General features: G+C 44.7%; 25 protein-coding genes and 3 pseudogenes. 6 read left to right on the top strand and 22 right to left on the bottom strand.

The window, feature by feature from the left end; genetic code table 11:
• Positions 1 to 38: 38 nt before the first annotated feature.
• Genes EKN16_RS07715 through EKN16_RS07705 form a run of 3 tightly spaced genes read right to left on the bottom strand, consistent with a single transcriptional unit; the run spans position 39 to position 1,187 of the window.
• Positions 39 to 248, bottom strand: coding sequence for a hypothetical protein (locus EKN16_RS07715; protein WP_125655141.1), 210 nt, complete (start codon positions 246 to 248; stop codon positions 39 to 41).
• Positions 245 to 685, bottom strand: a complete 441-nt coding sequence (locus EKN16_RS07710; protein ID WP_125655065.1) for an SRPBCC family protein — start codon at positions 683 to 685, stop codon at positions 245 to 247. The genes EKN16_RS07715 and EKN16_RS07710 overlap by 4 nt, the downstream gene beginning before the upstream one ends.
• Before the next feature lie 13 nt (positions 686 to 698).
• Entirely contained in the window at positions 699 to 1,187 is a 489-nt protein-coding gene (locus tag EKN16_RS07705) for a MerR family transcriptional regulator (RefSeq protein WP_125655067.1), read from the bottom strand.
• 126 nt (positions 1,188 to 1,313) lie between these two features.
• Between EKN16_RS07705 and EKN16_RS33690 the strand changes: the two are divergent.
• Positions 1,314 to 1,445 (top strand): annotated as a pseudogene (locus EKN16_RS33690) (Tn3 family transposase); the annotation flags it as partial.
• A 2-nt stretch (positions 1,446 to 1,447) separates the two neighbouring features.
• Here EKN16_RS33690 and EKN16_RS33685 read toward each other — a convergent pair.
• Positions 1,448 to 1,585, bottom strand: a pseudogene (locus tag EKN16_RS33685) (Fic family protein); the annotation flags it as partial.
• A 608-nt stretch (positions 1,586 to 2,193) separates the two neighbouring features.
• Between EKN16_RS33685 and EKN16_RS07685 the strand changes: the two are divergent.
• The gene (locus EKN16_RS07685; protein ID WP_125655137.1) at positions 2,194 to 2,976 is read left to right on the top strand and encodes a HipA family kinase; all 783 of its coding nucleotides are present in this window, start codon (positions 2,194 to 2,196) and stop codon (positions 2,974 to 2,976) included.
• Positions 2,977 to 3,166: 190 nt separating this feature from the next.
• Here EKN16_RS07685 and EKN16_RS07680 read toward each other — a convergent pair whose 3' ends face one another.
• From EKN16_RS07680 to EKN16_RS07660, 4 genes are all read right to left on the bottom strand, one after another.
• The gene (locus tag EKN16_RS07680) at positions 3,167 to 4,084 is read right to left on the bottom strand and encodes an AraC family transcriptional regulator (protein WP_125655135.1); all 918 of its coding nucleotides are present in this window, start codon (positions 4,082 to 4,084) and stop codon (positions 3,167 to 3,169) included.
• Between the two features lie 624 nt (positions 4,085 to 4,708).
• The gene (locus EKN16_RS07670) at positions 4,709 to 5,059 is read right to left on the bottom strand and encodes a DoxX family protein (protein WP_125655133.1); all 351 of its coding nucleotides are present in this window, start codon (positions 5,057 to 5,059) and stop codon (positions 4,709 to 4,711) included.
• 23 nt (positions 5,060 to 5,082) lie between these two features.
• Positions 5,083 to 5,502 (bottom strand): SRPBCC family protein, encoded by a 420-nt coding sequence (locus EKN16_RS07665; RefSeq protein ID WP_125655131.1) that lies wholly within the window; start codon positions 5,500 to 5,502, stop codon positions 5,083 to 5,085.
• Complete coding sequence (locus EKN16_RS07660) at positions 5,499 to 5,828, bottom strand: ArsR/SmtB family transcription factor (RefSeq protein WP_125655129.1); 330 nt, start codon at positions 5,826 to 5,828, stop codon at positions 5,499 to 5,501. Before EKN16_RS07660 ends, EKN16_RS07665 begins: the two co-directional genes overlap by 4 nt.
• Before the next feature lie 300 nt (positions 5,829 to 6,128).
• Here EKN16_RS07660 and EKN16_RS07655 point away from each other — a divergent pair, with 300 nt between their 5' ends.
• Positions 6,129 to 6,554 (top strand): exosporium protein C, encoded by a 426-nt coding sequence (locus EKN16_RS07655; RefSeq protein ID WP_125655127.1) that lies wholly within the window; start codon positions 6,129 to 6,131, stop codon positions 6,552 to 6,554.
• Positions 6,555 to 6,673: 119 nt separating this feature from the next.
• Here EKN16_RS07655 and EKN16_RS07650 read toward each other — a convergent pair whose 3' ends face one another.
• The gene (locus tag EKN16_RS07650) at positions 6,674 to 7,390 is read right to left on the bottom strand and encodes a hypothetical protein (protein WP_125655125.1); all 717 of its coding nucleotides are present in this window, start codon (positions 7,388 to 7,390) and stop codon (positions 6,674 to 6,676) included.
• A gap of 446 nt (positions 7,391 to 7,836) precedes the next feature.
• On the opposite strand from EKN16_RS07650, the gene EKN16_RS07645 reads away from it, so the two are divergent.
• A complete protein-coding gene (locus EKN16_RS07645; protein ID WP_164522719.1) occupies positions 7,837 to 8,310 on the top strand; it encodes a hypothetical protein in 474 nt (157 codons plus the stop codon).
• Positions 8,311 to 8,837: 527 nt separating this feature from the next.
• Here the strand turns inward: EKN16_RS07645 and EKN16_RS07640 are convergent.
• The 8 genes and pseudogenes from EKN16_RS07640 to EKN16_RS07600 form a co-directional block, all read right to left on the bottom strand.
• A complete protein-coding gene (locus EKN16_RS07640) occupies positions 8,838 to 9,857 on the bottom strand; it encodes a zinc-dependent alcohol dehydrogenase (RefSeq protein ID WP_232016286.1) in 1,020 nt (339 codons plus the stop codon).
• Positions 9,858 to 10,326: 469 nt separating this feature from the next.
• The gene (locus tag EKN16_RS07635) at positions 10,327 to 11,397 is read right to left on the bottom strand and encodes a sensor histidine kinase (protein ID WP_125655121.1); all 1,071 of its coding nucleotides are present in this window, start codon (positions 11,395 to 11,397) and stop codon (positions 10,327 to 10,329) included.
• Positions 11,394 to 12,065, bottom strand: coding sequence for a response regulator transcription factor (locus tag EKN16_RS07630; RefSeq protein ID WP_125655119.1), 672 nt, complete (start codon positions 12,063 to 12,065; stop codon positions 11,394 to 11,396). Before EKN16_RS07630 ends, EKN16_RS07635 begins: the two co-directional genes overlap by 4 nt.
• Positions 12,022 to 12,414: pseudogene (locus tag EKN16_RS32910) on the bottom strand (DUF3737 family protein). Before EKN16_RS32910 ends, EKN16_RS07630 begins: the two are co-directional and overlap by 44 nt.
• A gap of 169 nt (positions 12,415 to 12,583) precedes the next feature.
• Positions 12,584 to 13,426, bottom strand: a complete 843-nt coding sequence (locus tag EKN16_RS07615) for an SDR family NAD(P)-dependent oxidoreductase (protein ID WP_125655115.1) — start codon at positions 13,424 to 13,426, stop codon at positions 12,584 to 12,586.
• A gap of 207 nt (positions 13,427 to 13,633) precedes the next feature.
• On the bottom strand, positions 13,634 to 13,816 hold the full coding sequence (locus EKN16_RS07610) for a carboxymuconolactone decarboxylase family protein (protein WP_311547872.1): 183 nt from the start codon (positions 13,814 to 13,816) through the stop codon (positions 13,634 to 13,636).
• Between the two features lie 131 nt (positions 13,817 to 13,947).
• Positions 13,948 to 15,084, bottom strand: coding sequence for an NADH-dependent flavin oxidoreductase (locus EKN16_RS07605; RefSeq protein WP_125655113.1), 1,137 nt, complete (start codon positions 15,082 to 15,084; stop codon positions 13,948 to 13,950).
• 189 nt (positions 15,085 to 15,273) lie between these two features.
• Positions 15,274 to 16,125, bottom strand: a complete 852-nt coding sequence (locus EKN16_RS07600) for an oxidoreductase (RefSeq protein ID WP_125666004.1) — start codon at positions 16,123 to 16,125, stop codon at positions 15,274 to 15,276.
• Between the two features lie 576 nt (positions 16,126 to 16,701).
• On the opposite strand from EKN16_RS07600, the gene EKN16_RS07595 reads away from it, so the two are divergent.
• Positions 16,702 to 17,580 carry an AraC family transcriptional regulator gene (locus EKN16_RS07595; RefSeq protein ID WP_125655111.1) on the top strand — a complete coding sequence of 293 codons (879 nt, stop codon included), beginning with the start codon at positions 16,702 to 16,704 and terminating at the stop codon, positions 17,578 to 17,580.
• A gap of 445 nt (positions 17,581 to 18,025) precedes the next feature.
• Here the strand turns inward: EKN16_RS07595 and EKN16_RS07590 are convergent, their stop codons facing one another.
• Positions 18,026 to 18,841 (bottom strand): MFS transporter, encoded by an 816-nt coding sequence (locus tag EKN16_RS07590; RefSeq protein WP_125655109.1) that lies wholly within the window; start codon positions 18,839 to 18,841, stop codon positions 18,026 to 18,028.
• 516 nt (positions 18,842 to 19,357) lie between these two features.
• On the opposite strand from EKN16_RS07590, the gene EKN16_RS07585 reads away from it, so the two are divergent.
• Positions 19,358 to 20,014, top strand: coding sequence for a DJ-1/PfpI family protein (locus EKN16_RS07585; protein ID WP_125655107.1), 657 nt, complete (start codon positions 19,358 to 19,360; stop codon positions 20,012 to 20,014).
• 813 nt (positions 20,015 to 20,827) lie between these two features.
• Here the strand turns inward: EKN16_RS07585 and gndA are convergent.
• From gndA to zwf, 4 genes are all read right to left on the bottom strand, one after another.
• Positions 20,828 to 22,246 carry an NADP-dependent phosphogluconate dehydrogenase gene (gene gndA, locus EKN16_RS07575; protein ID WP_125655105.1) on the bottom strand — a complete coding sequence of 473 codons (1,419 nt, stop codon included), beginning with the start codon at positions 22,244 to 22,246 and terminating at the stop codon, positions 20,828 to 20,830.
• 44 nt (positions 22,247 to 22,290) lie between these two features.
• Positions 22,291 to 22,956: a fructose-6-phosphate aldolase gene (gene fsa, locus EKN16_RS07570; RefSeq protein WP_125655103.1), complete on the bottom strand. Its 666-nt coding sequence runs from the start codon at positions 22,954 to 22,956 to the stop codon at positions 22,291 to 22,293.
• Positions 22,957 to 23,072: 116 nt separating this feature from the next.
• Entirely contained in the window at positions 23,073 to 25,058 is a 1,986-nt protein-coding gene (gene tkt, locus EKN16_RS07565) for a transketolase (RefSeq protein WP_125666002.1), read from the bottom strand.
• Complete coding sequence (gene zwf, locus EKN16_RS07560) at positions 25,042 to 26,565, bottom strand: glucose-6-phosphate dehydrogenase (protein WP_125655101.1); 1,524 nt, start codon at positions 26,563 to 26,565, stop codon at positions 25,042 to 25,044. Before zwf ends, tkt begins: the two co-directional genes overlap by 17 nt.
• Between the last annotated feature and the right edge of the window lie 35 nt (positions 26,566 to 26,600).

The following is a 26,600-nucleotide window of genomic DNA, read 5'->3' as shown; positions in this document are numbered from 1 at the left end:
TTGCCTCCTATGATTTGGGAATTACTTCTGAACGACCATTAATCCGTTACCATCCGGGAATCCTCATACCATTTGGTCGTTTCCTGCAGGCTATCAGCGTGTACAAAAATATGGCTAATCCTGTTAAGAAGAGAATGAGCCGGTTTCGACCGCTGCAGCCCTAAATCGCGATTCGCCTTGCAGATCATGTGAGAGTTCATATCCTTCAGGCCCGCCTGGAGGTTAGATTCGATCGCAGCATCCTTCATTGGCTGTCCAGAGCGTCGCCGAGCCGGTCCAACAACCACTTCGTTCCGTGTTCGCGCTGTTCGGGCGTATCGTGGCCGTCCAGAAAAACGCCCTGCTCAGTGTATATCAATCGCGTGCCGCCCTCCGCAGGAATAAATTCCACTGTCGTCACAGAGACGGATATCCGCGTGTCCTCCATGTCCATAGTATACGAGTAGACAATGCGCTTGTCTGGAACGATCTCCTGATAACAGGCGTCAAAAGTGTAGACCGGGCCCCCGGATGGACCTCCGCGGTTGAACTCGCGTCCGCCGACGCGAAAGTCGAACTCTTCAGCTTTCGGGAACCAACCGGCTTTGGCGGCTTGACCTGCCCAAGCGGCGAATACTCGGGTAGGCGAATGCTTATAGTTTCGTTTGATAACAAAAGTGGAATGGTTTGCAGATGGTTCATTCATAGTCAAATCCTCCTTAGTCGGGTTCTCCCGGATGTTCGTCTAGATATGTACTAAGTTGGTCGAGGTGATTTTCCCAGCTCGACTTCCTCTCGACGAAAAATTTCTCATGATTCATTCTCATCGTCTGCATGATTTTGGTGAAATTTTCAACAGTCAATAATTCGTTCCTTTGCATTCGGCTCGATACATTCTCCAACTCGTGCAAGAGCTTCTGCTGAAGGCGAATATTTTCTTTGAGTCGGTCCATTTGAAGGGATACAATGTCTGACAGGCTGAGTTGATCTCCGTCCATAATGACTTTAATCTGCTCCAGCGATAAACCTAACTCCTTCAAGGAAAGGATTTGCTGTAGACGCGAAATGTCCGTTTCGGTGTAGAGCCTGTATCCGGAATCGGAATGGCCCGATGGTGAAAACAAACCGATTTGATCATAAAATCGCAATGTTCGAACCGTCAGTCCTGCCATTTTAGCAAGTTCTCCAACTTTCCATTCTCGTAGCATGATCATCCCCTTTCTTGGTTGCTAGCTTTTTACCGGTACCCTCACTATACAGCATTACGTTACGTAAGGGTCAAGCCAGTCTTCCAAAAAATGCTGTTGATAATAATCAAAACGTCCGATGCAGTTCAAAGATTGCGCTATCGTGCTTCCGGCCTTAATCTGGTGGTAGCATCCATCGTACTGTGGAATACGGTCTTCTTGGAACGGGCGATACAGGCGTTAAGATCGCGCGGACGATCGATTGATGACAACGTAATTCCTTCTTGCAGAAAATCTATTGCTTCCGCATGATTAATAACCTCAATGTGTTCACGGAGTGACTTCCCTTTCACCGTTAGACCCTCCCGTAGGAAAAAGGCCGTTTCTTGATAGGTGAAAGTGTTTCCTTCTATGGCGTTATACATTCGGCGGATGGATCCCTTACCATTGACAATTGCAGAGCAATTCTGCCAGTATAGGTCTTCAACGTTTATCTTCTGAACCTCTCCTACTCGGCAGCTGGTACTGAATAGGAACTCAAGTAGGACTCATTCTCGAAGGGATAGGCATGAAATCTTCAAATGAATCACATCTTCCACGATTAAGAACTATGAATACGCTTCTCCATCTTAGGTTCTCTTAATTATAGAGATGGATTAGAAGTTAGATATGTTTCTTCATAGGCAAAACGAAAAAGAGATCGAATAAAGCAAATACGATGTCCAAAGCTGTTTGGCTTCAAACGGCAGCTAATCGGATATACAGCCTCCACAATTCCCTTTAATTCATAATAAAACCTCCCATTAGACCTATTAAATCTAGGTTTGCTTCCAATGAGAGGTTTTAATCTGTTTGCATTGAACTAGCGTTTTCCGAGGGAGCTTAATGACCTCAACCCTTATTTATGATAAGGTTCACCGCGCTTCAGTAACGGCAAGTTTGAAAAATAATATCCCTTTTGTCCATACTCTTCAATTATTTTTGTATATTGTAATTTTAGATGCTATCAAAGAAGGGTTGTGGAGCGATGACATCTTTAGAACCGATAAAATATTTGGAGACGCTGTCTGGAAAAGCCGCACATTTGTTGTCATTTAATGATGGAAACCGTTATGCGGTAAAATGTAAAAACAATTTCCACGGGACAAGGGAACTGGTAAACGAATTCGTGATCGCCAGATTAGGGCAACACCTTTCTTTGCCTGTAGTGCCATTTAGAATGGTGAATATGACAGAGCAGCAGATTCAATATATACCAAAAAAATTTTCTTCCAAATACAATCCGGGCACACAATTTGCGAGCCTATTTTTAGACAATTGCATAGGCCTCTCGAAGGAACCCCCTCATCCGACTAAAACGGAAATCAAAAATAACCAGGTTTTGGCCGGAATTTTCGTATTCGACCATTGGGTGCATAACTCTGACCGTACAAAAAGCAACATTCTTCTGGAGCGGCTGACGGAAGGCAAATATGATATTCATATGATCGATCACGGAAAATGTTTTCCGGGAGGATACAAATGGAACAAAGCAACATTGCAAGAACACGATAAGTTTAAAAAGGATTCTATCGTTCATATTTGGACTGTGGGTATGCTCGAAGATCCATCGATACTCTCTTCATATATTGAACAGATCCTTGCTTTACCGGAAGCCCTTATTGAGGAAGTGATTCGGGAAATTCCTGGGGATTGGAGTGTGCCGATACAAGACAGAGAGGCCCTTGTTACTTATCTCATAGTACAGAAAAAAACATTTGCCGATTCGGTGTATCAATTTGCGAAAAAATACGGCACGTCGGTTTTCTAGTGTGATCTTTCTGAGAATTCCATGCTGTGCTTCTCCCATCATTATCTAAATGATTGAGATGAGATTGGATATTGTTATATTAATTTCTAATTTTTGTAGTGCGAATCTACCCATTTGTTGAGAAAAGGCTGCCATATGGCAGCCTTAAGCATTGAACTATTGTGCTTCATTAGCGGAGCGAGCTTTGTGCTTATCCTATTTGTTTTTCCTCAATTCGATACCATAGCTCACAATATTCATAACCGTCTTTGTTTGTACAATACATTTCGAAATTGCCGCCATCTAAAACATTAAACTTAGATGTTTGTAACCATTCAGAAAATATCCGATTTTTTAATGAGCGCAAATCATAGTTGCCGCTGCCATTCCCATCACTTAATGTTGAAAATACCGCCCAAGTAGATGCTGGAACATCAACAACTGTATATCCATTGACCTTGCTATTCTCCGATTTGTAACACCCGATAAGATAAGGGAAAGTAGTATTGCTTGTGAATTTGTAGGCATCGTATGCAAAAACTGCTCCAAGTTCCTTGCTGAAATTGCCTTCGCGCCACCAATCCCCAATTACCGACTGGCGTAATCTATCAAACTCGCCATTCTTGCATATGTTTTGCCAAACCTCCGGGATAGATACTCCTTGTTGGTTCGCAATATTGTCGTAATTGTATAGATCCTCTAACCCAAAAACTTGAAAAGCATCCCGTTTCTCAATTCGATAATTCATCCCGACAACTCCTTTTAATATAATTTGAAAGGAGATGCGAGGATAGGCTTTTAACTGACTTCCGGCATTGCGCGCTGATGTAGGAGTCAATCCATGCAGATTTTGAAATGCTCGCGCAAATGATTCTGGCGTTTCATATCCATATTTCAAGGCTATATCAGTCACTTTATTATTTCTGTTTTTTAAATCAAAGGCGGCAAGCGTAAGCCTTCTGCGCCTGATATATTCTGATAAAGGTACTTCAAGTACAAATGAAAACATGCGTTGAAATTGATAAACAGAACATAAAGCAATTCTAGCAATCTGTTCATAATCAATATTATTTTCTAAGTTGTCTTCAATATAGTCAATAGCATGGTTCATACGTTGAAGCCAATCCACGGCGATCCCTCCTCTCAAAAGGAGCATATCATGCGGTAGATCAAGTCGCCTGATTTTTCATGCAGCAAAATATCAGATGATTGAAAAGTTCTACTCCTTTTATCAGTATAGCATCCTTCGTAACATTATCCGATTCATCACTTGATCCTAATTAGCCCCCGTATGTTGTTATCTGTTCCGACAACTTCTTGATCCTATAAATGATTTTTTCACCATTATTTCATTTTATGGCTGCAAACCGCTGACAATACAATCTTGATTGAATGAACGAATGAGGTTGTATTGCCTCCTTTTGGATATGAAAAAAGAGCCCTGCATAGGGGCTCCGTAGGCTCTCCGAAAGGAGTGTGAATACTTTCCAATCTTTAGAGCATCCTCATCAATCTGGTCGCCTTTATGGAAGTCGATGGCCCACCATTTGTTGCCTTCGAGACTAGCGTTGAAGAGCCCTGTGCGACCAGACTGGTGTCCCTCTCCACTTCCACTCCTCGGCAACTTCGGGGTCCGCCTATTTGATTAGCGCGCGTTGCCGGGAGAGCATCTCTCCCCTCCAGTTGCCTAGCTCCTCGATTTTTGCGTCTATCAGCTCTGATGGAGACTCGAGTTTCATCGATCCGTTCTTCTTCATGCTACCTGGTGCACAACTACCAAAGTGGCTGCAATCAAAGTAATCACAAAGGCCGGTATCGCTTCTCCAAAAGGATGCTTGACTCTGAAATGTAAAAGGCTTGCCACTAGCATCGTGATGCCAATCCAAATGCCTGCCCATACGGCTACCGCCGGGTTCCAGTATCCGATAACAAGTCCGGCTGCCCCGGCTAGTTGAACGAGCCCAGTAACAACCCGAAACCATTGCGGCAGTTTTAGCGACTCGAACATTTCAACAAAATTCTTCGCACCAGCTAGCTTGCTTCCGCCGCCAAAGGCCATGGAGACGAGCAGAAAACTTTGTAGAATAATAAAAATGATATTCATAAGGCTCCCCCTTCCTTTTACAACTAGGCCAATACCTTTTCAAGCTCGCCGCACCATTTACCCCAGCCATACCTAGCGCCTTCGAGACCTTGGGCATTGGCGAATCCGGTTTGTTCGAGATGAAGGTTAACCTTTCCGTCCCCTAAATCCTGCAGCGTCCAGGTGACCGTGTGCTTCTCCCCTCCGCTGGCCCAAGTATAGGACACCCGGTTTGGTGCGTCCACGATAAGCACTTCTCCGTCAATAATGCCATCCCAATATTCGGACGGCTGAGTGCGAAACTGAAAACGGTGTCCTACGACGGGCTCAAAATCATTATCCATCGCCTGACCATTGTGGATGTTGACCACCCACTTGGCAAGCTTGTTTGAATCGGTTATGGCGGACCAAAGCTTCTCGATCGATGTCGTGTACTGAAAATCCAAGGATAATGTTAAACTCATTCTTCTTCCTCCTCTAATAGTTGGTTCAAGCGCAACATATTCGTACTCCAGAACTTGCTGTAGAAAGCCACCCAATCTTTAATTTCTCTGAGTGGAGAGGCGTTTAGCCTAAATCGCGTTTCTCTGCCGACTTTTCGGTCAAGTACCAGTCCGGCCTCTTTAAGGATTGTCAAATGCTTGGATACCGCTGTACGGCCCATTTGAAACTGTGCCGTTAACTCATGAAGCGGTATCTCCTCTACCTCTGCTAACAGACGAATCAGTCGGCGCCTAGTTGGATCTGCAATCGCGTCAAACACATCCCGCAACTGGTTGTTCTCGCTCACAACACCCTCTCCTAAATATTATTACTAAGGGACAGCCGTTAATTTCACAACCTCCTTAGCCACTTCGGACGTAGCGCCCACGAGGCAACTCCTGATTTGACACCATTTAGTGTCGCTTTAATCATAGGCCACCATTTGGTGTCGTGTCAACAACATTTTTAAACGCCACATGAAAACTGTCAGTCAGCTGTGTGTGTCAATAATGTATTTGTTTCAAATCAAAGCATCTTACATGATTGTCCAATCATTCTCTTTTTGACCAACATATATTGGAGATATAAAACAAGAGGAGTTGATATTTTGGTACGTATTCTCGATAAAGCTGCCGTCCAGCCGCGCCGTAGATTCAACTTAGCAAACTCATTTATTATCCGACGTTCACCAGCAAGATCTCGCCTTGCAACAATCACTATACGGATTCCAGTTAATTCTCAACCTAATCGGGTAGATTTGGTAGCAACCGTGGGTGTTCGAGGTGTCACTGGCATTGCGCAAATACTCTTTAGAATCTTTCGCGATGGAATAGAGATTTTCAACACACAACAAGGGATCGAATCTGCTGGTTCTGAACAAAATTATGCAGTTACGTTCCAGGCGGAAGATAGAAATGTAAGAGCTGGTACCCATGTTTACACAGTCACAGCAGAAAACCGTACTGCAAATACAAGAGCCGATGTTGTTGGGCCTGTATCGTTTAGTGGGTTAGCCGTAAAAACGAGAACCTAATACCATATTTGCAATTTTCAGCACCTGAATAGAGAGCCCTGCAAAAGCCTCGATTTTGAGGGAATCGGTACTCCAAGATGGAAAAAGAGATAGAAAAGTAAAAAGCAGCTCGTTCCTCGTCAGAGGATGGGCTGCTTGTGCATCCGTTCTTTCGAAAATACGATTTTAATCGTAACATGCTGTAATCTTTCTCCAGAATTCAGAAATGTAAAGATGCCAACTGAATACGGCATCATTACCAGTTCAGGTACTCGGTTTTCCGCTGCGGGATATGGCGTAAGTGGCCAATTCGTAATATCGTGGATATAGCAGTCTTCCACCCATAGTCCGTCGCGTTCTCCTTCCGCCCCATTTATATAGACGATACCGCTTCTCGAGTTGGCGATTTCCAGCCCCGTTATTTTCCAGCCTGCCGTATTGTCCAGCTTAATCGCATAGAGTAAGCCGTTGTTGGCGACGCTGCTCGGGTCCGGAGCGGGAATGGCCGCTTGCGAAGCGTACGGCGAAATGACGGGTCGGTTGCCCGTCCCGTAGGCGGACAGCGTGATCCAATCGGTGGAGGAGCCGTTTCCTTTCAAATAAAGCGTTTCACCCGTCCATGTGTCGCCTCTATTCAGCAGTACGGTATCGCCCGGGTTGAACGTGACTGAAGACACTTTCGCCAGCGTCTTCCAAGGCGCCGCTGTACTAATACCGCTGTTGGCATCGTTTCCTGCCGAATTGCTGACATAGGACGTTTGGGGCGGCGCCGCATGAACTGTCGCTCCCGGCAGTGCCCCGGCGGCCATAATGGCCACTAACCAAACAAGAATAACCGTTTTCATTTTTTTGCTCATTCATAAACTCTCCTTCAACTTAATTGGTCCGGCCGACGGGGGAATCGGTTTCGATCTCCCGATGAATATTGATTCGATCATAGAGTTCACTGGATTTCCCGGATGCGGCACTCGATGAAAACTTGCATACGGCCTATCGCGATGCCGCATTTATTCCGATTTTCGGATTTCGCATTCAACTTTCGATTACTTCGATTTCGTCCCCCCCTGCTGGCTTGAACACGGTCTCCCGTTTGCTGAATACATAGTGTATTTCGTCTTCCTTGCCCAGGTACTGCGAAATGTGCTCCTGACGCGATCAGACAGTACATCGTCGCTCAAGATACATTTGTCCGATCCCCTAGCCATCACCTCCCTTCCGCCGCCGTAGTCGGCTTTCAGGAAATCGAGCGCAAGCGCGGGGGGCGTGACGACGACAAGCCCGTTCGCTCCACCATGCCGTCCAATTGTTCCAATGTTTCCTTGCTTATGTCAATGATACCGCTTACAAAAGAAAACTTCAGCGGTTCAATCTGCTCTCTCCCGACCTTGTGATCGTATACGACGACACCGTTCAGCGGAGCGAAAGAGCGATGGGGAATCGAGGCGTACTTCGCCGTAATCCAGCAAAGGCTATCCGCAGGAATGACGCCATGCGACAGCAGATGCCAAATTTACAGCCAATGGGAGGTCACTTCACTGGAGTGCAACGACTTGGATCCGTACAGCCATTCCGGCTAGAATGGCTCGCCGGCTTGACCGAAGTCAGTGTCGTCGAAGCGGATGATCGCAATATCCGGCCTGACCTCGCGGGATGTATACGGTCTCGGGTTGGCAGGCAAGTGTGGCGTGCAAACCATCGGAGCTGCTCTTCCCATGCGGTCAGCTTATTCGTTCGCACACCGTTGTCATGTTCCGCTGCAACAAGGCTGTCCTCGTAGTTCAGGTTTTCCACATACATCCGGTCGACGCCCATCCAATACCCGAACAGCAAATCGCTACGCAGCTCCTCGGGGGAGTGCCCCGGATACCGGTCGCTCAACCACAGATCGAGACAAGTCCACAGCTCCCGACCGTACTGCAGCGCCGCTCCCGTTCGTCGGAAAGCTTCGTCTGTCCGCTACCTGAGCCGATGAGCCCTTCCGTACCCAGATGCGTAATCTTTGGGTTACCAACTATAACCCCAAATACGAACTTAGAATAACAAAAATGCTGATAATCTTAGAAAATGCATTCGAAAAATCTGGCCATTGTTTTCAAAAACAGATCCAGTTAAAGAAAAGAAGGGTTAAGCAAGCTTGGAGCATTGCTCACCCCTTCCTCGTTCTTGCACGATGTTGGGGATCTGGCTGAATGGCGGTATATCTGCCATGGAATCGCAAGATCGAATTAATACGCCTTCCAGCCTCCGTCGGCGGCGATCACGGCCCCGTTTTCGCATAGGGCCGATAAGTTGACCGCTTCAGTGTTACGATAAATCAACGATAACCTTGATAGCCTCTTTGGCTTCGATGGCTGCGGTGAATGCTTCCTGGATATCATCTAGTTTATAGACCTGCGTGACGATATTGGCAATATTTGTTTTTTTATTGGCGAGGTGATCGATCACCTTGGTAATATCCTCATGCGTATAACCGCTTGCACCTTGAATTTGCAGTTCTTTCGACATCATTTGGGCTAAGCTGACAGGCACTTCATTTTTATAAACCGCAATGATAGAAATCTTCGCTTGAAACTTAACGATTTTCATTACCTTTTCGAACAGAACGGGTGCACCGGCTGCATCAATAAAAATATCAACATCTGGCACGATATGACCATAAACGTTTACTGCACCGAAATGTTTTGTTAAACCTTCTACTAAATCCTCTTTCATTGAGTTCACTGTAACAGCACCTAGTTCTGTCGCTTTTTGTAAACGCCAATCATCAATGTCAACGACACATACATTCGTAATGCCTTCTGCAATCAAGCTTGCTGCAGCTGAAAGACCAATTGGACCAGCGCCTAATACAACGACTTTATCTGTCGGCTGTGGGTTTACACGAAAAGCGCCATGCCGCCCGACACTTACAGGTTCCATTAATACTGCTGTTTCTAATGGAATGTTGTGGTCCATTTCATATAAGTTATAATTTAACGCTGCATCTTCGATCAGAACATATTGAGAAAAACCAGAGCATTCCAGTGATTTGCGTCGCCCAGCTCGTTTCGCCGTAATCGGGTTAATGCCGACGCGCAAACCGACTTTAATATCGGCAGATACGTCCGCTCCAACCTGAACGACTTCGCCGACCATTTCATGTCCAAACTCGGCGCCGAGACTAATGCCTATATTCCCTCCGCCGGCTTTCACGATATTAATATCCGTGCCGCATATGCCGCCTCGCAAGTTACGAACTAATACATCTTTGGGGCCTACTGTTGGAATCGGTTTTTCTTCTACACGAACATCATTTTTTCCATAATAAATGGCTGCTTTCATCATATCGGTTTGCTCCTTTTAATTACATTATTTTGTGGGAATACGCTGCATTTTTTTGTCATTTATGAATACTTTTTCCGAGTGGCTTTTTTAATTATTAAGACGAGAAGCCTCCCTCTTTCTTTTCTTTTTTTTGATAAAAATAATAACCCCAAGAATATGCAATACTAACCAGAGTAGTGTAACAGGCCACAATGTGTATAATGTTTCAATCAATTTAAGTTCCCACCTATCGTCAAATTAATAAAAAGAAAGTAAATTGCTAATTTAGCTCACCCTTGTGATCGACCAACACTTATTTTTTATCTCTCCTTGGTTACAAGTTTGGTGAACCTCTTGATGCCCTTACTTTATAGGGCAGTTGTTTTTGACTTGTCAAACAATTGTTAAAGAAATATTAATGTGAAATAATGCGAACATAAAAAGCCTTCCCTGACGTTCAAGTCAAGAAAAGGCTTTTAGATATGACAAGCTATACTTTTTTTAACCGGATAGTAAAAGTTGTACCGAGACCCACTTTACTGTCAATCGTTATTCCGCCATCAATAATTTCAATGACCTTTTTTACAAGAGCAAGCCCCAATCCGTTTCCTTCCTGCGAATGTGAGGTGTCTCCCTGATAGAATTTATCAAAGATATGACTTTCTGTTGCTTCGTCCATACCGCAGCCGTTATCTGTTACCGAAACCACGGCAAAGCCATCCTCGTTTTTCAGCGTCAATGCAATGGAACCGCCCGGATCAGTAAATTTGATAGCATTGGAAATCAGGTTATTCCATACGATCTCCAGCATACTTTCGTCATAGCTTACGGTCACATCGTCCGCTATATCGGCTGTAAACGCAATACTTTTGTTTTCCCATAAATCCTCAAAAGCAAGGGTGCAGCAGCGCAGCTGCTCACTCAGGTCAAATAGCTTGGCCACCGGCGTAATTTCCTGATTTTCCAGCTTGCTGAGTTTCAGAATATTGGTGACCAATGCGGTCAGCTTTTGTGAGGCAGTCAGGATGGTTTCAGAATATTCTTTTCGCTTTTCCGGTGATAGCGTATCACGCTGAATGGCTGAAGCATAGCTCTGGATAACGGAAAGCGGCGTTTTGATCTCGTGAGATACATTGGCGATAAAGTCATTTTTTAAGGTATCAATACTGGAAAGTTCCCCCGCCATTTTATTAAAATCATCAAACATCACTTCAACGAAGTCTTTCTTTCCATCCTTGCGCAATGGGGCGACACGGACAGAAAAATCTCCCTCGGCAATTCTTTTTGCAGCTTCACTTAGCCGCTGCGTGGGAAGATTCAAGGAGTAACTTCGCAACATGGTAGTGATCGTACATAATATCAGTGTGGCAAAAATTAAAAAAGCCATCGTATCCGGTACTAATAAATTGGAGACTGTAGGCTCTATGTTGAAGATTGCCATAAAAATAAGGATATAACCGCTATTGATGACTATCAGTATTAGGAATAAACCAATAAAATCTCTAACCCATGTGTAGCGTACATTGACCCGCTCATCCCGTTTCTTCCGTTTAAGTTTCATTTCAATACCGTCTTGTATCCCAACCCATGAACCGTAACGATTTCAAAGTCCTTGCAGCCACCAAATTTGTCCCGTAGCTTGGTAATATATACGTCCACCGTTCTAGGTGTACTTTCTGATTCCATACCCCAAAACTGATCCATCAACTGGTTTCGGGTAAATGTCCGCTTAGGATAAGACAGGAGCTTGAAAAGGATGTTAAACTCCCTGACGGTAAGCGGAATTTCCTCTCCGTCCAAATAAGCCGTCATTTCATCCGCGTCCATCAGAAGGCTTCCTATGCACATCTTCTTTTCATTGGCAATGTTAGCTCGGCGCAGCAGAGCACCAACACGCAATACCAATTCATCCATATCAATCGGTTTGACCATATAATCGTCAATGCCGATTCGGAACCCCTTTTGCTTGGAGGAAATATCGTCACGGGCGGTCACGAACAAAATCGGTATAGTTTTATCTTGATTCCTTATATGGGACGCAAACTCAAATCCATCCATCTCAGGCATCATAATATCCGAAACAATCAAGTCCACCATGTTGTCAACCATCTTATCAAACCCCTCCGAAGCGGTTTTGCATCCGATAGCACGGTAGCCATTATCGTTCAGATAAGCACATACAATTTTATTTAGCTTTATATCGTCTTCCACAACAAGAATATTGATCACGTGGTTTTCCACCTCTTTTATCACTTATTTTCAGCGTCTTGTGAATGGTGATATTTTGAGCATCTCTAAACATCTTAGGCAAATCAACTCTACAATTAGTCATGCGAACATGGCTTGTGTACCAAATCGCTGCACGACTACCTTCTGAAAAATAGCAATCTTGAATTTCTATACCTTTGTTATGTCAAAAAGGATATTTACCGGAGAAACTACAATCCGACACTTTCAGATTTCGACTCTCTTTAACGGCAGATTCCCCTACTAAAAATTCACTATGCTTAATTTGCACGTTAGCAATCTTAAATAAGGGGCGTTCGCCTTCAAATGTTCCTTTTTCAATCAAGTTCATCATCATGTATAAACCTCTTTCTGTTCCTGATTTCTTAAGTTCCATCACCTTAGACTGCTAACCGTTTCGGAGGACGAGCAGATACGGCTAAGGAGACCGCAGCCAGAGCTAATGCAATCGCGACGGATGCAGGCTAGTTGGTGCGGTCCGGCAAGATCAGTTCCAGTGCTTATGCTTGCTTGTGTGCCATAGATATCGAAAGATCACGGTAGGCGTCGATCTCCGCCTGTAGATTGGCGATTTTCAGCTCAGCGACGCCGATGGCGTCGGCTCCTGCGACGAACCGGGTCGGCGGCTGCTCCTCGCTCGCGATCGTAATCAGCGCCTGAGCGAGCTTAGCCGGGTCGCCAGGCTGCTGTCCGCTCTGGGCATTCCACCACTCTAGCTGCCCTGCTCTGCGCTCGGCGTAGTCCTCGATGATCGGCTTTGCGTATGTCACCGACTCCTTCGTAAGGAGCTCTGTGCGGAAAAAGCCTGGGTTGACGATGGTGGTGTTGATGTCGAAAGGCGCAACCTCAGCATTCAGCGACTCCATCCATCCCTCGAGGCCGAACTTCGACGCGGCGTAGGCGGTACAGAACTCGAACCCGAGAAGGCCCGCACTCGACGAGATCGAGATCACGTGCCCCGAGCGCTGCTTACGCATCACAGGCAGGACGGCACGGGTGACGTTCATCGGTCCGATGAGGGCCGTCCCCAATTGCGACTCGATCTGCTCGGGAGTCAGCTCCTCAAAGTAGCCCGCGTAGAAGTTGGCGGCATTATTGACGAGCACATCGATGCGGCCGAACCGTTCAACCGCAGCCTTGACAGCTGCCTCGGCGTCTGCAGGGCTAGTCACATCGAGCTTGACCACCAAAAGGTTGCCCGACTCTCCCACAGCTTTGGCAACGGTGTCGGTGTTGCGACCGGTGGCGACGACCCGGTGGCCAGCAGCCAAGACGACCTTTGCAATATCTACACCCATACCACGCCCGGCACCTGTAATAAACCAAACTTTTTTGTCTGTCATTTTCTTTCCTCCTATGTTGTTACGCTTGTATGCGATTACTGAGTTTTTAAGTCATTAAATTTCACCAATGCGATGTAAAGCTGCTAATTGATCAGACCTGGTTAAACTATTTTTACTTTTGCTGCTTTGGAATAACTACTTTCCTATTGGAACAGTTCTTTGGCAACCATAATTGCAGACATCGCTTTCGGCTTTTCCTTTGCTTTATTAAGATGAAATTTCAGTTGTTCCGCCCGTGATCAAGCTGGATATGGTAATTAAACTGCGCTCATGAGGAGAAAGGTCCTTTCGCCCCCACACATTTCCTAATAAAACATCATCGGTTAATTCGATAAGTTCTGGTGCAAAATCTCCAATCGTTTTCTGTGCACCAGTTAGTTGTCTTTGCATCTGACATTCAAATTCCCTCCTCCGTTTACTTTCACCAAATTAGTTAAATCAATGTATGTGGAATAATCAATGTGGATTGATTAATCAACGCATGATTTTTATGATTTTGACGAATATGAAACGATTTCCCTTTATTTCACTTGTTCTTCTTCTTTGCTGATCGTAAACCAGCCCGGAATTGCCTGAATTACATTCCAAAGCTTATCCGGCAGTTCAAGCTGGCTGAGTTTCGAGACTTTCAATTCCGTATCGATCTCGGCTTCACGGCCATTTAAAGCCTTTTGGGCCCACTCAGGGTCCATTACCAGCGCATGCCCAATAGCAAAAAGCGGTAACCCTTTCTCTACAGCTTTAAGGGCATCGTCCGGTGTTTTGACAGAACCTGCAGCCATGACCGGTACTCTGCCGTTTACTTTGTCGAGAATCAATTCGAGTCTCGTTTTGTCATCTTCGCTGTCAATTGGTTTTGAAGATACGTCATCCAACGAAGCGTGAATATAATCGACATCCAGTTGAACAAGCCGCTCGATTAATTCGTACGTATCTTTCATTCGCAGTCCCCCTTCTCTCGATTCTTCAGGGGAAATACGGAAGCCTATAATTAATGGTTTTTGTGCATGCTTCTTAATGACACTTTTGATCTCTTCAATAAGTGCAGTTGGGAACCGCAAGCGGTTTTCGAGTGTGCCACCCCATTCGTCGGTACGTTGATTTGTTATTGGGGACCAGAAGTTTTGAATCAAAAATCCATGTGCCCCGTGAATTTCGATACCATCAAATCCAGCTTCGATCGCTCTTCTTGTGGTTTCGCCAAAGGCATGGATAATGGATAAGATTTCCCCATGGGATAACTCTCTTGTTTCTACGCTTGGAGCAAAAGCCGTAGCTTCCGTTTTCATTGCACTAGGACTTACGATATCGAGGTCCGGCAAAGCTTTATTCCCGGCATGGAAAATTTGAAGCAAAGCAGGAGCTCCGCCGCTTTTCGCAGCATCAGCAAGTTTTCGCAGACTCGGAATAAAGGAATCGTCGTAAGCGGCAAATTCATTCGTAAAGCCTTGTCCATTTGGAGTGACCTGCGTGCACCCCGTAATAACGAGTCCAACCCCGTTAACTCTTTTGCGGTAATAGCTGACTTCCTCGTCGGAGATGGTTAGATCATCGTTGCTTGCCCAGGTTGTCATTGGTGCCATAACGACGCGGTTCTTGATCGTGATACCATTTTTGAATGTGAAAGGTTGGAACAGTTGATTGTATTTCGAATTCATTTTTTGTCCTCTTTTCATTTGATTTATTGATTACTGCTTAGACTCAAGTGAATCATACGAAGGCGAATGCTTGGAGCCTCTTTAACAGCAAACCCTAACCAAATGACTGATCGTGGATAAACGCTTCGAATCGTCCGTCAGTGGCTAAATTAAATCGAATATTCGTTTAATGCTACTTAATATCGAACCTCACGAAATCACATCATCATGGTCTGTGCCTGTTATCACGTCAAACCATGCCTCAATATCCTTCTCGAAAAGATCCATTTTTTCTTTGAAGAAAGTGAGGGTATCCTTTCCCATCGGTAAGTGTACCGGAGGTTTCTCCGCATTAGCCAAGAGAATTAATGCTTTGGCTAACTTGACAGGATCGCCGGGTTGCTTTTTGTTAACCTCAGTGGCGAAACTTCTCATCTCACCTACTGTTTCCGCATAATCGTCAATTACACGGCTGGTACGAGTCAGTGACGTTACATCCAGGAATTCCGTTCGGAACAAACCGGGTTCTACGACAGTAGCATGAATGCCTAGCGGAGCCAATTCTTTTGCCATTGCTTCCGTTAATCCTTCAACAGCGAATTTTGTGGAGCCGTACACCCCCCATCCGACGTTACCCGTTAATCCGCCTATCGAGGAAATATTGATCACATGTCCCGGACGTTCTTTTCTCATATAAGGAAGAACTGCGCGGGTAACGTTTAACAACCCGAACACATTGACTTCAAAATTTCTCTTTACTTCCTTGTCCGTCGCTTCTTCTACTGCACTCAGCAGGCCGAATCCTGCATTATTGACAAGCACATCAATCCTACCGAATCGTTTGATTGCCTGTCCTGCTGCCTCGTAAGCCTGTTGTTCATTAGTGACATCAAGCACGACCACGCTAAGGTTATCCGGATTATCTAACTTGCTTGCCAATAATTCAGGTGAATTCCGGACCGTTGCCACAACCTGATCACCGAATCCCAACGCTTCTTTGACAATTTCCAATCCAAAACCTCTTGATGCTCCTGTTACGAACCAAACCTTTTGTTTTGTCATAATCATTTCCCTTTCCTTTCTGTTCAGCTTGATTTGTTTTCCTGATGAGGTAAGTTTACTTCACCAGCGCATCCATTACTTTGTTCCAAAGCTCTATACATTTGTTCATTTCGCTCATTTGCACGGCTACAATGAACCACATGACAGACAAAAAACCTTGAATCGTACTCAGTACGACCCAAGGTTTTTAATGTTTTTGTCGAGGCATTCTGGCACTTCGACATCAAAGACAGTTTGGCATACAGATGTGGAAAAGATGATCGCGGCAAGCTTGTTCGGACTCAAACCCCTTTCTTGAATTTCTCAAGTATTAGAGGTAAGATAACACGAAATGCTAGCTCAATTTTGGAACTGATTATTTATAAATAATCCTTCAACTGTGCGGGTGGTGTAAGCTTCGCTGGTACTACCCCTAGAAAGGAAAATTAAAGAATGATTCGTAATAACGTTATTTGGCGGGGCTCAGTAACGTTAGTTGATTGGAGTTATAGCAAAATTACTTTTGCTTTATTTTGAAAAGGAATATTCGTCATAGGGGCGAATATATTTTGCAGTTATATTCAGGAGGAATAATTGATGTCTGTAAGAAACAGTGCGATTGTTAAGGCGCCTCAAGCCCTTAGTAGGCCTCCGTATAATCAAAGTGTCTTAAAGCTGAAAGGATTGTCTGTGATTGAATCCTGCACACATACCCAAGGCACAAAGGGAACCATGTTTTTAGAGGATCACCTGCTTCTCTTCGTCCTTGAGGGAATGTACACGGTGAGATTCGGAAATCAGGAATATACGGTTCTTAAAAATGAAATGATACTTTTGCAAAAATCGATTGTTGTCGAATATGAGAAATCGGGAGATTCGGATTCTGAATATAAATTGGACTACATGATGTTTTTCCTGAAAGAAGATGTGCTCCGTGAATTTATGAAACTGGCAGATTATAAATCATCATATCCGGCACTGATTGTTCCGGTGTCTGTTCACTCCGTAAATGATCGTCTTGTCGGCTATTTGGAGTCTCTTAAGCCTTACTTCAATGATTCTGAAAAAATAAATGATGGACTGGTAAAGCTTAAGCTGCTGGAATTATTATTCAATGTAGTGGACGCAGACAATCGGTTTCTGCTTCAGTTTTTACAGCTTAAACGCAAAACTAAGAAAGGTATTGCCGAAGTTATTGAGGAGAACTTCATGAACCCTGTATCAATAAGCGATCTTGCATACTTATCTGGAAGAAGTTTATCTGCTTTTAAAAGAGAGTTTCAAGCCACGTACAACACATCTCCTCTACAATGGATACGCAATCGTCGGTTGGACAAGGCGGAAGAACTGTTAACTCATTCGAATTTATCCGTTACGGATATTTGTTTTACGATTGGCTTTGAGAATGCAGCCCACTTCTCAAAAGTATTCAAAGAGCGGTTTGGTTACCCGCCATCAGCGTTAAAGAAGGCATAACATGAAGCTGAGGTAATCTTTAAAAATATTAAAAACCTTGGGTCGTACAAGATCGTATGATTCAAGGTTTTTTGTAATTTGGTTCATCGAAGCTATACAGGTTAAGACAATAATAATTGATTGCGCTAACGGGAATCGTCCGGAGTATCGGGAAACGTTACGCAAAAGGGCTCGGACCCGTTCCGTTAGAAAGTCCGACCTCCAAGATGTGACGAAGGAATGAATGGGCTAAGATCCGTTGAGACATGGGAGTGAGAATCGCTAGGTGGATTTATTAAGTTCTCGTCTCCCATGATTAGGTCAACGAACGATATGTTCAGCCGCCCATACTTGCTTCGATTTCTAGACCCTCAAAGTTGATTTGTTTGAAGGTATTATTGTACGGCTACCCCAATCTTAATTAAATGTCAATCAATTCATTATTGCATCCTGTCGGAAAGGCAATTTACATGGCATTTTGATTCTGAATAGTCTGCTTCGCTCGAGTGCGATGATGCAGACCATAGTACAGGCCTGCAGAAAGCATCGCAATGGCGCCTGCGAAAACATACATCATGCGGTAATCCGTAAAGGATGCAATCAATCCCATGAAATAAGAACCTACCCCATAACCGGAGTCAAACAACAAGAAAAACGTCGCATTGGCGCTCCCTCTGCGGTTTTCGGGGGACAGCAAGATGGCAAGTGCCTGAAAACTAGAGAAAAGCGCTCCGTACCCTGCTCCCATAATGAAGCCGGCCACCAAAACCATCGTTCCGGAGTCCGCCTGACTTAACAGGAACATACCGACTGTAAACAACAAAATCCCGGGATAGCATAAGTAATGTTCGTTATATTTATCGAATACTTTTCCAACAAGAGGTCGAAATAATACAATCATGATTGCAAACGCAACAAAAAAAATACCCGCCACTTGAGATTGATGAATCTCAGTTGTAAAAGAGGCCATAAACCCAGATAATGAGCTATAAGATACGGCAAGAAGAAACCCCACCAATGAAATAGGTAGCGCCTTAGGCTCGATAAAGTCACTCCAGTGCATGCCCTTTTTCCGCTTAACTGGCTCTACGTTCAAAGTCATCTTTGTATTACCCTGTTTTGGTTGACGTACCCGTATCCCCAACGTAAACAGAAGAGAAAGCGCAGCAATGACACAAACGGTCACAAGCAATAACGTGATGTTCTTGTCTTTCCATAAGTAGAGTCCACAAGCCGGCCCAATTACCATGGCAATACTCATAAACATGCTGAAGTAGCCCATTCCTTCCCCTTTTGTTACTTAGCTCTATGAGGTACCACCAGCAAAACGCGGATACTGTGGCCGGTTGAAGTCCTTACCACTTTGCTTGTCCATGAAGATATACCGTTCTTCAATTCCGAGTTCACGAAACTTCGTGTCAAAAAGCATATCAGTAAAGTGCAGTGTTTCAAAATAAATAAGCATACTTTATGACAAGTGGAATATTGCCTGTTTTCCAACTTGTCATAAAGTATGCTTTTTGACAAGTAACGTACTATTAAAGGTTTACATGAGCATTTCTCAATCAATATTTGTGGAAAGAGATGTTTGAAATTAAAATACCTTGGTCTACGGCATGGGGGTTTTACACTGGTAAGCGTATTATTACTTCCAAAGGTCACTTTCTGGTTGTGGGCGATACCGTTCATGATCAGAACGCCGAGCAGTGTTTTCACAATATCTACATACCCATACCCCGTATGAGTATGTTATAGTTTGTGTGTAAGAATAGAATCCCACTCCAAAGGAGAGATCATCTTGAAAATCGCAATCATGCTTTTCGATGGAATCACAGCATTAGATGCAATTGGTCCATACGATGTATTTGCTGCTACACTGAAATGTGAAGTGAAGTTTGTCGCTAAGAAAAAAGGGTTAATCAAACTGGACTCAAATATGGGTTATTTGCATGCCGATTACAGTTTTTCTGAAGTTACTTCAGCTGATATTCTCGTTGTTCCAGGTTGCAGTCCGCCAAATTATAAAACTCCAATGAATGACGAAGAAACGTTAAATTGGATTCGCCAAATACATGAAACTACGAAATGGACCACGTCGGTTTGTAACGGCTCTCTGATTTTGAGCGCCGCAGGCTTGTTAAATGGAATTGTAGCCACCAGTCATTGGGGATCCTTCGACCTGCTTCAATCTCTTGGAACAATTCCAACAGATGAAAGAGTGGTTCGTCAGGGCAAAATCGTTACAGCAGCCGGTGTCTCCTCTGGTATCGATATGGCACTTCAATTAATAGCATGGGAATTGGGAGAAGATATGAGTAAAGGAGTCCAGCTGATTTTGGAATACGATCCTCAGCCTCCGTTTGACACAGGTTCCCCAAAGAAAGCGCCTGCTTTATTGGTAGAACAAATAAGAGGGATGTTACAAGAGTTTGCAAAACGGGAGCCCAATTTATAAATCACAAATAATTCAGCATATTCTCAATAGCGTTATTGGGGTAGGTTGAGGTAGGTGTAAGGTATCTGAGCAAGACCTCTTTCCGGTATTAACGTGGCTTAAACGTTCAATATTGTTAGTACTTGGTAGCGGAAATATCCAAAGAAGAAGAAGGAGCGATATAGTGCTCCTTCTTTTTTATAATCGGGATCATTTGAATCAAAGAGAAACCTCTCATTGGATGCACCCCGGTGCTATATCTCATTAGTAGAATGTACATGTCTTAACACGTTAAATTGTATAGTTACTACTTTTTCAAAAAAAGTTGTATGTGTCTTCGTTTCTAACGGTTACCCCTTAGCGGGGTGAAAACTGGTTATTTTAATGTTCAAATCCCCTTAACGGTGTAAATCTGCGTTTTGCTGGTGGTACCCCTCTATGAGCTGAGGCGGCACCGGCATCTTTTGAGCTAACCCCTACTATGCCGGAGGCTGTGAGGGGACTCTGCCATAACAGCCTTATAGGCCACATTTAAAAGGGGCTTACGTAGAGTTAGTGGAATGGTGGTTCAAGAATCGAATGCCTTCTCCACCTCGTGTCATGGCAGAACAAGTGGGGATATTAATAGAGTGGATTGTATAATCGAATTGCGCTTCCCTTTCGCTGGGTATCGGTGGCAGCCATTCTTCGGGCTTTCCCATCGAAAATCTTTAACAAATAAAAAGCACTCCTATGTTGAGTATCATGAAATTTGACATTTCATAACCATCCCAAAGGAGTGCCTTATTGTATTTGAAATTGAATAGATCGTTCTATAAGCATCACACTTACATGTTATTCGTTATTGTCCATCCATTGGAAATGGAAGCTTCCCTCTTTATCAAGGCGTTGGAACGTATGTGCTCCAAAATAATCTCTTTGCGCTTGCAGTAAATTAGCTGGCAGCCTCTCAGATCGATAACTGTCATAGTAAGCTAAAGCAGAAGCAAAAGCAGGAACCGGAATTCCTCTAGTTACGGCAATCGCTATTACCTTTCTCCAAGCCTCCTGATAGTTATCAACGATCTGGCTGAAATAATCGTCCAAGAACAAATTGCTCAGTGCCGGATTCCGGTCATAGGCATCCTTAATATTCTGTAGGAATCTTGCACGGATAATACATCCTCCGCGGAATATCATCGCAATGCTGCCATAGTTCAAATTCCAGTTGTATGCATCAGAAGCAGCTCTCATCTGGGCAAAGCCTTGTGCATAGGAAGCTATTTTACTCGTATACAAAGCCTTACGAACGGCCTCGATGAATTCCTTAGCATCGCCGTCATAGTTGGATACGGCAGGACCATTCAGCTGCTTGCTTGCGGCTACGCGTTCTTCTTTCATCGCGGAGATAAACCGTGCAAACACGGATTCCGTAATGATGGACAATGGAACACCCAAATCCAATGCGCTTTGGCTTGTCCATTTGCCAGTTCCTTTTTGCCCTGCCGAGTCGAGAATGACATCCACCATCGGTTTGCCTGTATCCGGATCTGTCTTCTTGAAAATATCCGCCGTTATCTCGATCAAATAGCTATCCAGCTCGCCGTTGTTCCATTCTGTAAAAATGTCATGCAGCTGGCTGGTGCTCAAGTTCAGTACATCCTTGAGCAGATGATAAGCTTCACCGATGAGCTGCATATCACCGTATTCGATGCCGTTGTGTACCATTTTGACGTAATGGCCAGCGCCGTCTTCTCCAATATAAGTCGAGCAAGGATCACCGTTCACTTTGGCCGAAATGGCTGTCAGGATCGGTTCTACGAGATCATACGCGTCTTTTTGCCCACCTGGCATAATGGCAGGACCTTTCAATGCCCCCTCTTCGCCTCCAGAAACGCCTGCGCCGATGAAGTGGAAGCCTTGAGCCTGAAGATCTTTGTTTCTGCGCTGCGTATCAGGGAAATATGCATTTCCGCCGTCGATCAGAATATCTCCTTGATCTAGGTAAGGGACAAGCTGATTTATGGTATCGTCAGTGGGTTGACCCGCCTTGACCATGATGAGGATTTTACGCGGCGTCTCCAGCGATTGGACGAACTCTTCGACGTTGAACGTGCCAACGAAATTTTTCCCTTGCGCTTCTGCCAATAGTTCATTTGTTTTCTCCGCAGATCGGTTATACACCGCAACCGAGAACCCTTTGCTTTCAATATTCAAGGCCAGGTTTTTACCCATTACAGCCAAACCGACCACGCCAATTTGTTGTTTCTTCACTATTGCTACCTCCCTGTCATTACTGTCTAGTTGCAGATAAATGCTTAATGAGCTGTTTTTTTCCAATCGGCAGCAAATTTCTCCATGCCTTGATCCGTTAGAGGATGCTTGGAAATTTGTTCAATGACTGAGAAAGGAATGGTTGCGATATGTGCGCCTGCCATGGCTACGCGTGTCACGTGATCCGGATGACGGACAGAAGCCGCAATAATTTGTGCATCCAGGTTATGCGTACGGAACAATTCAGCGATTTTGGATACGAGTAGAACGCCATCTTCCGATATATCATCCAAACGGCCAAGGAACGGGGAGACATAGGTTGCACCAGCGCGAGCAGCCAAGAGTGCTTGATTCACGGTAAAGATCAGTGTTACGTTTGTTTTTACGCCTTTTTTTGTCAGGTAACGGCATGCTTCCAAGCCTGCCAGCGTCATCGGGAGCTTAATGGTGATATTTTTATCATTGTTATTGATTTTGATCAGTTCATTCGCTTGCGCAATCATGTCCTCAGCTGTTATTGCATCAGGTGTAACTTCGGCTGAAACGGATTCGACCTCAGGTACTTCACGTAAAATCTCAGCGATGCGATCCTCGAATTTCACGCCTTCTTTGGCAACCAAGGATGGATTTGTCGTAACACCGGACAAGACGCCGATTTTATAGGCCTTTTTGATATCTACCAGGTTCGCAGTGTCGATAAAAAATTTCATAGTTATTACCTCCGTTTTTTTTATGGTTATTATTTAACATGGTTAAACTTACACACATATCCGCGAAAGAAAGTTCCGACTGAACAGAGTCGCCTGTTCTCAATTCTTGCGTTTTACTATAGTAATTCTTTCGTCAAACGAACCACATTATCCACGGAGAAGCCAAAGTATTCCAAGACCTCAGCTCCTGGTCCTGAAGCTCCAAATGTATCGATGGACAATACGCTGCCGCTTGGTCCCGTGTAACGCTCCCATCCAAGCGAGATACCCGCTTCAATTGCTAAACGCTTCGTGACGGAAGCAGGCAGTACGGACTGCTTATAAGCGTATGATTGACGGTCGAACAGCTCGCGGCTTGGCATAGCAACTACACGTACAGAGATATTTTCCTTCTCGAGCTCAGCTTTGGCGCTCACGGCCAGAGAAACCTCGGAACCGGTTCCGATCAGGATGACATCCGGCTGATTATTGGTTTCCGTAAGGACATAGGCTCCTTGGGCTACCGCTTCAACATTGCCTTTGGTTGCTTCATATATAGGCAGGTTCTGTCTGCTCAGTACCAGCGCTACCGGACCTTCATTTTGCTGCAAGGCATAAGCCCATGCACTTGCTGTTTCATTGGCATCGGTAGGACGAATGACCGTAAGTCCAGGAATGGTACGCAGCGCAGTCAACTGCTCAACTGGCTCATGCGTAGGCCCATCCTCACCAACTGCTACTGAATCATGGGTAAATACATAAGTAACAGGCAGTTTCTGCAGTGCAGCCAAACGAATGGACGGGCGCAGATAGTCGCTGAACACGAAGAATGTGCTTACGAATGGTTTTACTCCACCATGCAGCGCCATGCCGTTGCCAGCTGCACCCATTGCATGCTCGCGAACGCCGAAGTAAATATTCCGTCCAGCATAGGATTCAACCGCAAACACTTGCTCACCGCTAATATCAGTCATCGTTGAATGTGATAAGTCCGCGCTGCCGCCAAAAATCGAAGGAACTGATTTTACGAAATGATTAATCGCTTGACCACTTGCTACACGAGTTGAAACTGTTTTTGAAGCATCAAAGGTAAGGATATCTGCGGCATCGATTACGACGGAGCCTTCGATGACTTGCTCAAGCTCTGTGCTAAGTGCTGGATGCTGTGCTTTATAGGAAGCGATCAATTGGTTCCATGCTGCTTCTTTTGCTTCGCCATTTTGTTTCAGCTGTGCAAAATGAGCTTTGACTTCTTCAGGAACCGTGAATTCTTCTTCATACTTCCATCCATAAGCTTGCTTAGTTGCCTTTGCTTCTTCTTTGCCGAGCGGATTGCCATGCGCTTTATTCGTTCCCGCTACTTTGCTTCCGTAACCTATAATCGTCCGGATTTCAATAATCGTCGGCTGGGAATTATTTTGCTTGGCTGCTTCGATCGCTTTCGTAATTTGCTCGATGTCGTTGCCGTCTTCAACCCTCAAATAGTGCCAATTTGCGGATTCTGCTCTTTTTTGCATGTTCTCTCCAAAGGAAAGATTGAGTTCACCATCCAAGGAGATGTCGTTGGAATCGTACAATACAACTAATTTGTTCAGTTTCATATGTCCCGCCATGGACATGGCCTCGTAAGAGATTCCTTCCATCAAGCAGCCATCTCCGACAAGCGCATACGTGTAATGATCGACGACTGGAAACCCGCTTTGGTTGAATTTCGAAGCCAGATGCGCTTCAGCCATTGCCATGCCTACCGCCATCGCAATACCTTGTCCTAGAGGACCAGTTGTTGCATCTACGCCATCTGTGTGGCCAAATTCAGGATGTCCAGGCGTTTTGCTGTTCAGCTTGCGGAACTGCTTCACATCTTCTATTGAGACGTTATAGCCAGACAAATGCAGAAGGCTGTAAAGCAAAGCCGAGCCGTGACCTGCGGATAATACAAAACGATCGCGGTTGAACCATTTTGCATGTGCTGGATTGTGATTCAGTAGTTTGCCCCAAAGTGCATACGCCATAGGCGCAGCTCCCATAGGAAGTCCTGGATGTCCGGAATTAGCGGCATTGATGGCATCAATCGACAAGGTGCGGATCGTATCGACTGCCAGTTGATCAATTGTTTGTGTGATAGGCATATTGTTCTCCTTCTTTGGTTTCGATTTGTTGTTCCGTCATCTCGTCAAACCACCAATGATAGCCGTCCTGAGCTAACAGCTCATCTGACTCTGCTGGACCATTACTGCCAGCTGCGTACAGATGAAGCGGCACTCGGTTCTCTTCGTATGCATCTAAGATAGGCTGAACCCATTGCCATGATAATTCGACTTCGTCCCAATGTGCGAAGAATGTAGAATCTCCGTGCAAAGCATCGCCAATTAAATTCTCGTAAGCCTCGGGTACATTGTCTCCACTCTCGTGGAAGTCGATATGCATGGGCTTGAACTCCCCTTTGTTCTGAGGATTTCTTGTATTTAATTGCAGCGATATGCTTTCGTTCGGACTAATTTCAATGACGAGAAGATTAGGTTTCTTCGTATCATCGTTTGCCTTGGACTGTTTTAAAGGTTCTTTGAACTCGATTACGATTCGCGTCGATTTGTCCTTCATTCTTTTGCCTGTGCGGATGTAAAAAGGAACGCCTCGCCATGAATAATCATCGATTTGCAGCTTAACTGCGATAAAGGTGTCATTTCTAGAGGTTGCGGCAATGTTGGGTTCGGAATTGTATCCGATCACCGGTTTCCCTTGGATCGTTCCTGCTCCGTATTGTCCGCGAACAACATGGGAGCTAAGATCCTCTTTTTGCAGCAGCTCCAGTGCCTCCATCACCAGTTTCTTTTTGAAACGGACATTTTCTGACGTACTGTTGTTCGGGAGGTGAATCGTCAGCATCATAAGCAATTGCAGCATATGGTTTTGGAACATGTCTCTTACAGCACCAACATGATCGTAATAACCAGCTCTTTCTTCGACGCCGACGATTTCATTCGCCGTTATTTGAACGTTAGCAATGTAACGGTTATCCCATAATGCCTGAAGGACTGGATTGCTCTGCTGCAGCACCTCAAGCTTCTGCACCATTGGCTTGCCGAGATAATGATCGATTCTAAAAATCTCATCTTCCGTAAAAGCTTTGCTCAGATTGTTATTCAACGCTCGAGCAGATTGCAAATCATGGCCAAACGGCTTCTCGATCACCAGTCGCTTCCAGCCATCCGCGGAACCAAGTCCGCTTTCCTGGATGTTCGCTGCAATGGTTTCAAAAAATTCCGGGCCTACGGACAAATAAAACATACGGTTTGGCGCCATGCGAAGCTCAGCTTCCTGTTGTTCAATGAGCTGAAGCAGCTTCTGATAATCTTCTTTACGGCTTACATCTAGCACACTATAGCGGAAGGTGCGTAAAAACTTTTTCACCAAAACGGGATCTTTCACTTCTCTCCTGGAAAACATACGAAGAGATTGCTCTACATTAGCTTGAAAGGCTTCATCAGATAGTTCCCTTCTTCCAAGGCCGATCACACTGAAAGAATGAGGCAGCTTCTGATCAACGAATAAATTATACAAGGCAGGGTAAATTTTTCTTTTGGCTAAATCCCCTGTCGCTCCAAACAAGACAAACGTGGTAGACTCCATTTTTCTTCTCCTTTCAACAGGGCTAATTTGCTAGC

It is taken from the genome of Paenibacillus baekrokdamisoli (genome assembly GCF_003945345.1).
GTDB lineage: Bacteria > Bacillota > Bacilli > Paenibacillales > Paenibacillaceae > Paenibacillus_Z > Paenibacillus_Z baekrokdamisoli.
This window is presented reverse-complemented; position numbering and strand designations above follow the sequence as displayed.

Excerpts from the sequence above, each read along its gene's own strand:
- EKN16_RS07715 (WP_125655141.1), bottom strand. The coding sequence starts at position 248 with ATGAAGGATGCTGCGATCGAATCTAACCTCCAGGCGGGCCTGAAGGAT.
- EKN16_RS07710 (WP_125655065.1), bottom strand. The coding sequence starts at position 685 with ATGAATGAACCATCTGCAAACCATTCCACTTTTGTTATCAAACGAAAC.
- EKN16_RS07705 (WP_125655067.1), bottom strand. The coding sequence starts at position 1,187 with ATGCTACGAGAATGGAAAGTTGGAGAACTTGCTAAAATGGCAGGACTG.
- EKN16_RS07685 (WP_125655137.1), top strand. The coding sequence starts at position 2,194 with ATGACATCTTTAGAACCGATAAAATATTTGGAGACGCTGTCTGGAAAA.
- EKN16_RS07670 (WP_125655133.1), bottom strand. The coding sequence starts at position 5,059 with ATGAATATCATTTTTATTATTCTACAAAGTTTTCTGCTCGTCTCCATG.
- EKN16_RS07665 (WP_125655131.1), bottom strand. The coding sequence starts at position 5,502 with ATGAGTTTAACATTATCCTTGGATTTTCAGTACACGACATCGATCGAG.
- EKN16_RS07650 (WP_125655125.1), bottom strand. The coding sequence starts at position 7,390 with ATGAGCAAAAAAATGAAAACGGTTATTCTTGTTTGGTTAGTGGCCATT.
- EKN16_RS07640 (WP_232016286.1), bottom strand. The coding sequence starts at position 9,857 with ATGATGAAAGCAGCCATTTATTATGGAAAAAATGATGTTCGTGTAGAA.
- EKN16_RS07635 (WP_125655121.1), bottom strand. The coding sequence starts at position 11,397 with ATGAAACTTAAACGGAAGAAACGGGATGAGCGGGTCAATGTACGCTAC.
- EKN16_RS07615 (WP_125655115.1), bottom strand. The coding sequence starts at position 13,426 with ATGACAGACAAAAAAGTTTGGTTTATTACAGGTGCCGGGCGTGGTATG.
- EKN16_RS07610 (WP_311547872.1), bottom strand. The coding sequence starts at position 13,816 with ATGCAAAGACAACTAACTGGTGCACAGAAAACGATTGGAGATTTTGCA.
- EKN16_RS07605 (WP_125655113.1), bottom strand. The coding sequence starts at position 15,084 with ATGAATTCGAAATACAATCAACTGTTCCAACCTTTCACATTCAAAAAT.
- EKN16_RS07600 (WP_125666004.1), bottom strand. The coding sequence starts at position 16,125 with ATGACAAAACAAAAGGTTTGGTTCGTAACAGGAGCATCAAGAGGTTTT.
- EKN16_RS07595 (WP_125655111.1), top strand. The coding sequence starts at position 16,702 with ATGTCTGTAAGAAACAGTGCGATTGTTAAGGCGCCTCAAGCCCTTAGT.
- EKN16_RS07590 (WP_125655109.1), bottom strand. The coding sequence starts at position 18,841 with ATGGGCTACTTCAGCATGTTTATGAGTATTGCCATGGTAATTGGGCCG.
- fsa (WP_125655103.1), bottom strand. The coding sequence starts at position 22,956 with ATGAAATTTTTTATCGACACTGCGAACCTGGTAGATATCAAAAAGGCC.
- zwf (WP_125655101.1), bottom strand. The coding sequence starts at position 26,565 with ATGGAGTCTACCACGTTTGTCTTGTTTGGAGCGACAGGGGATTTAGCC.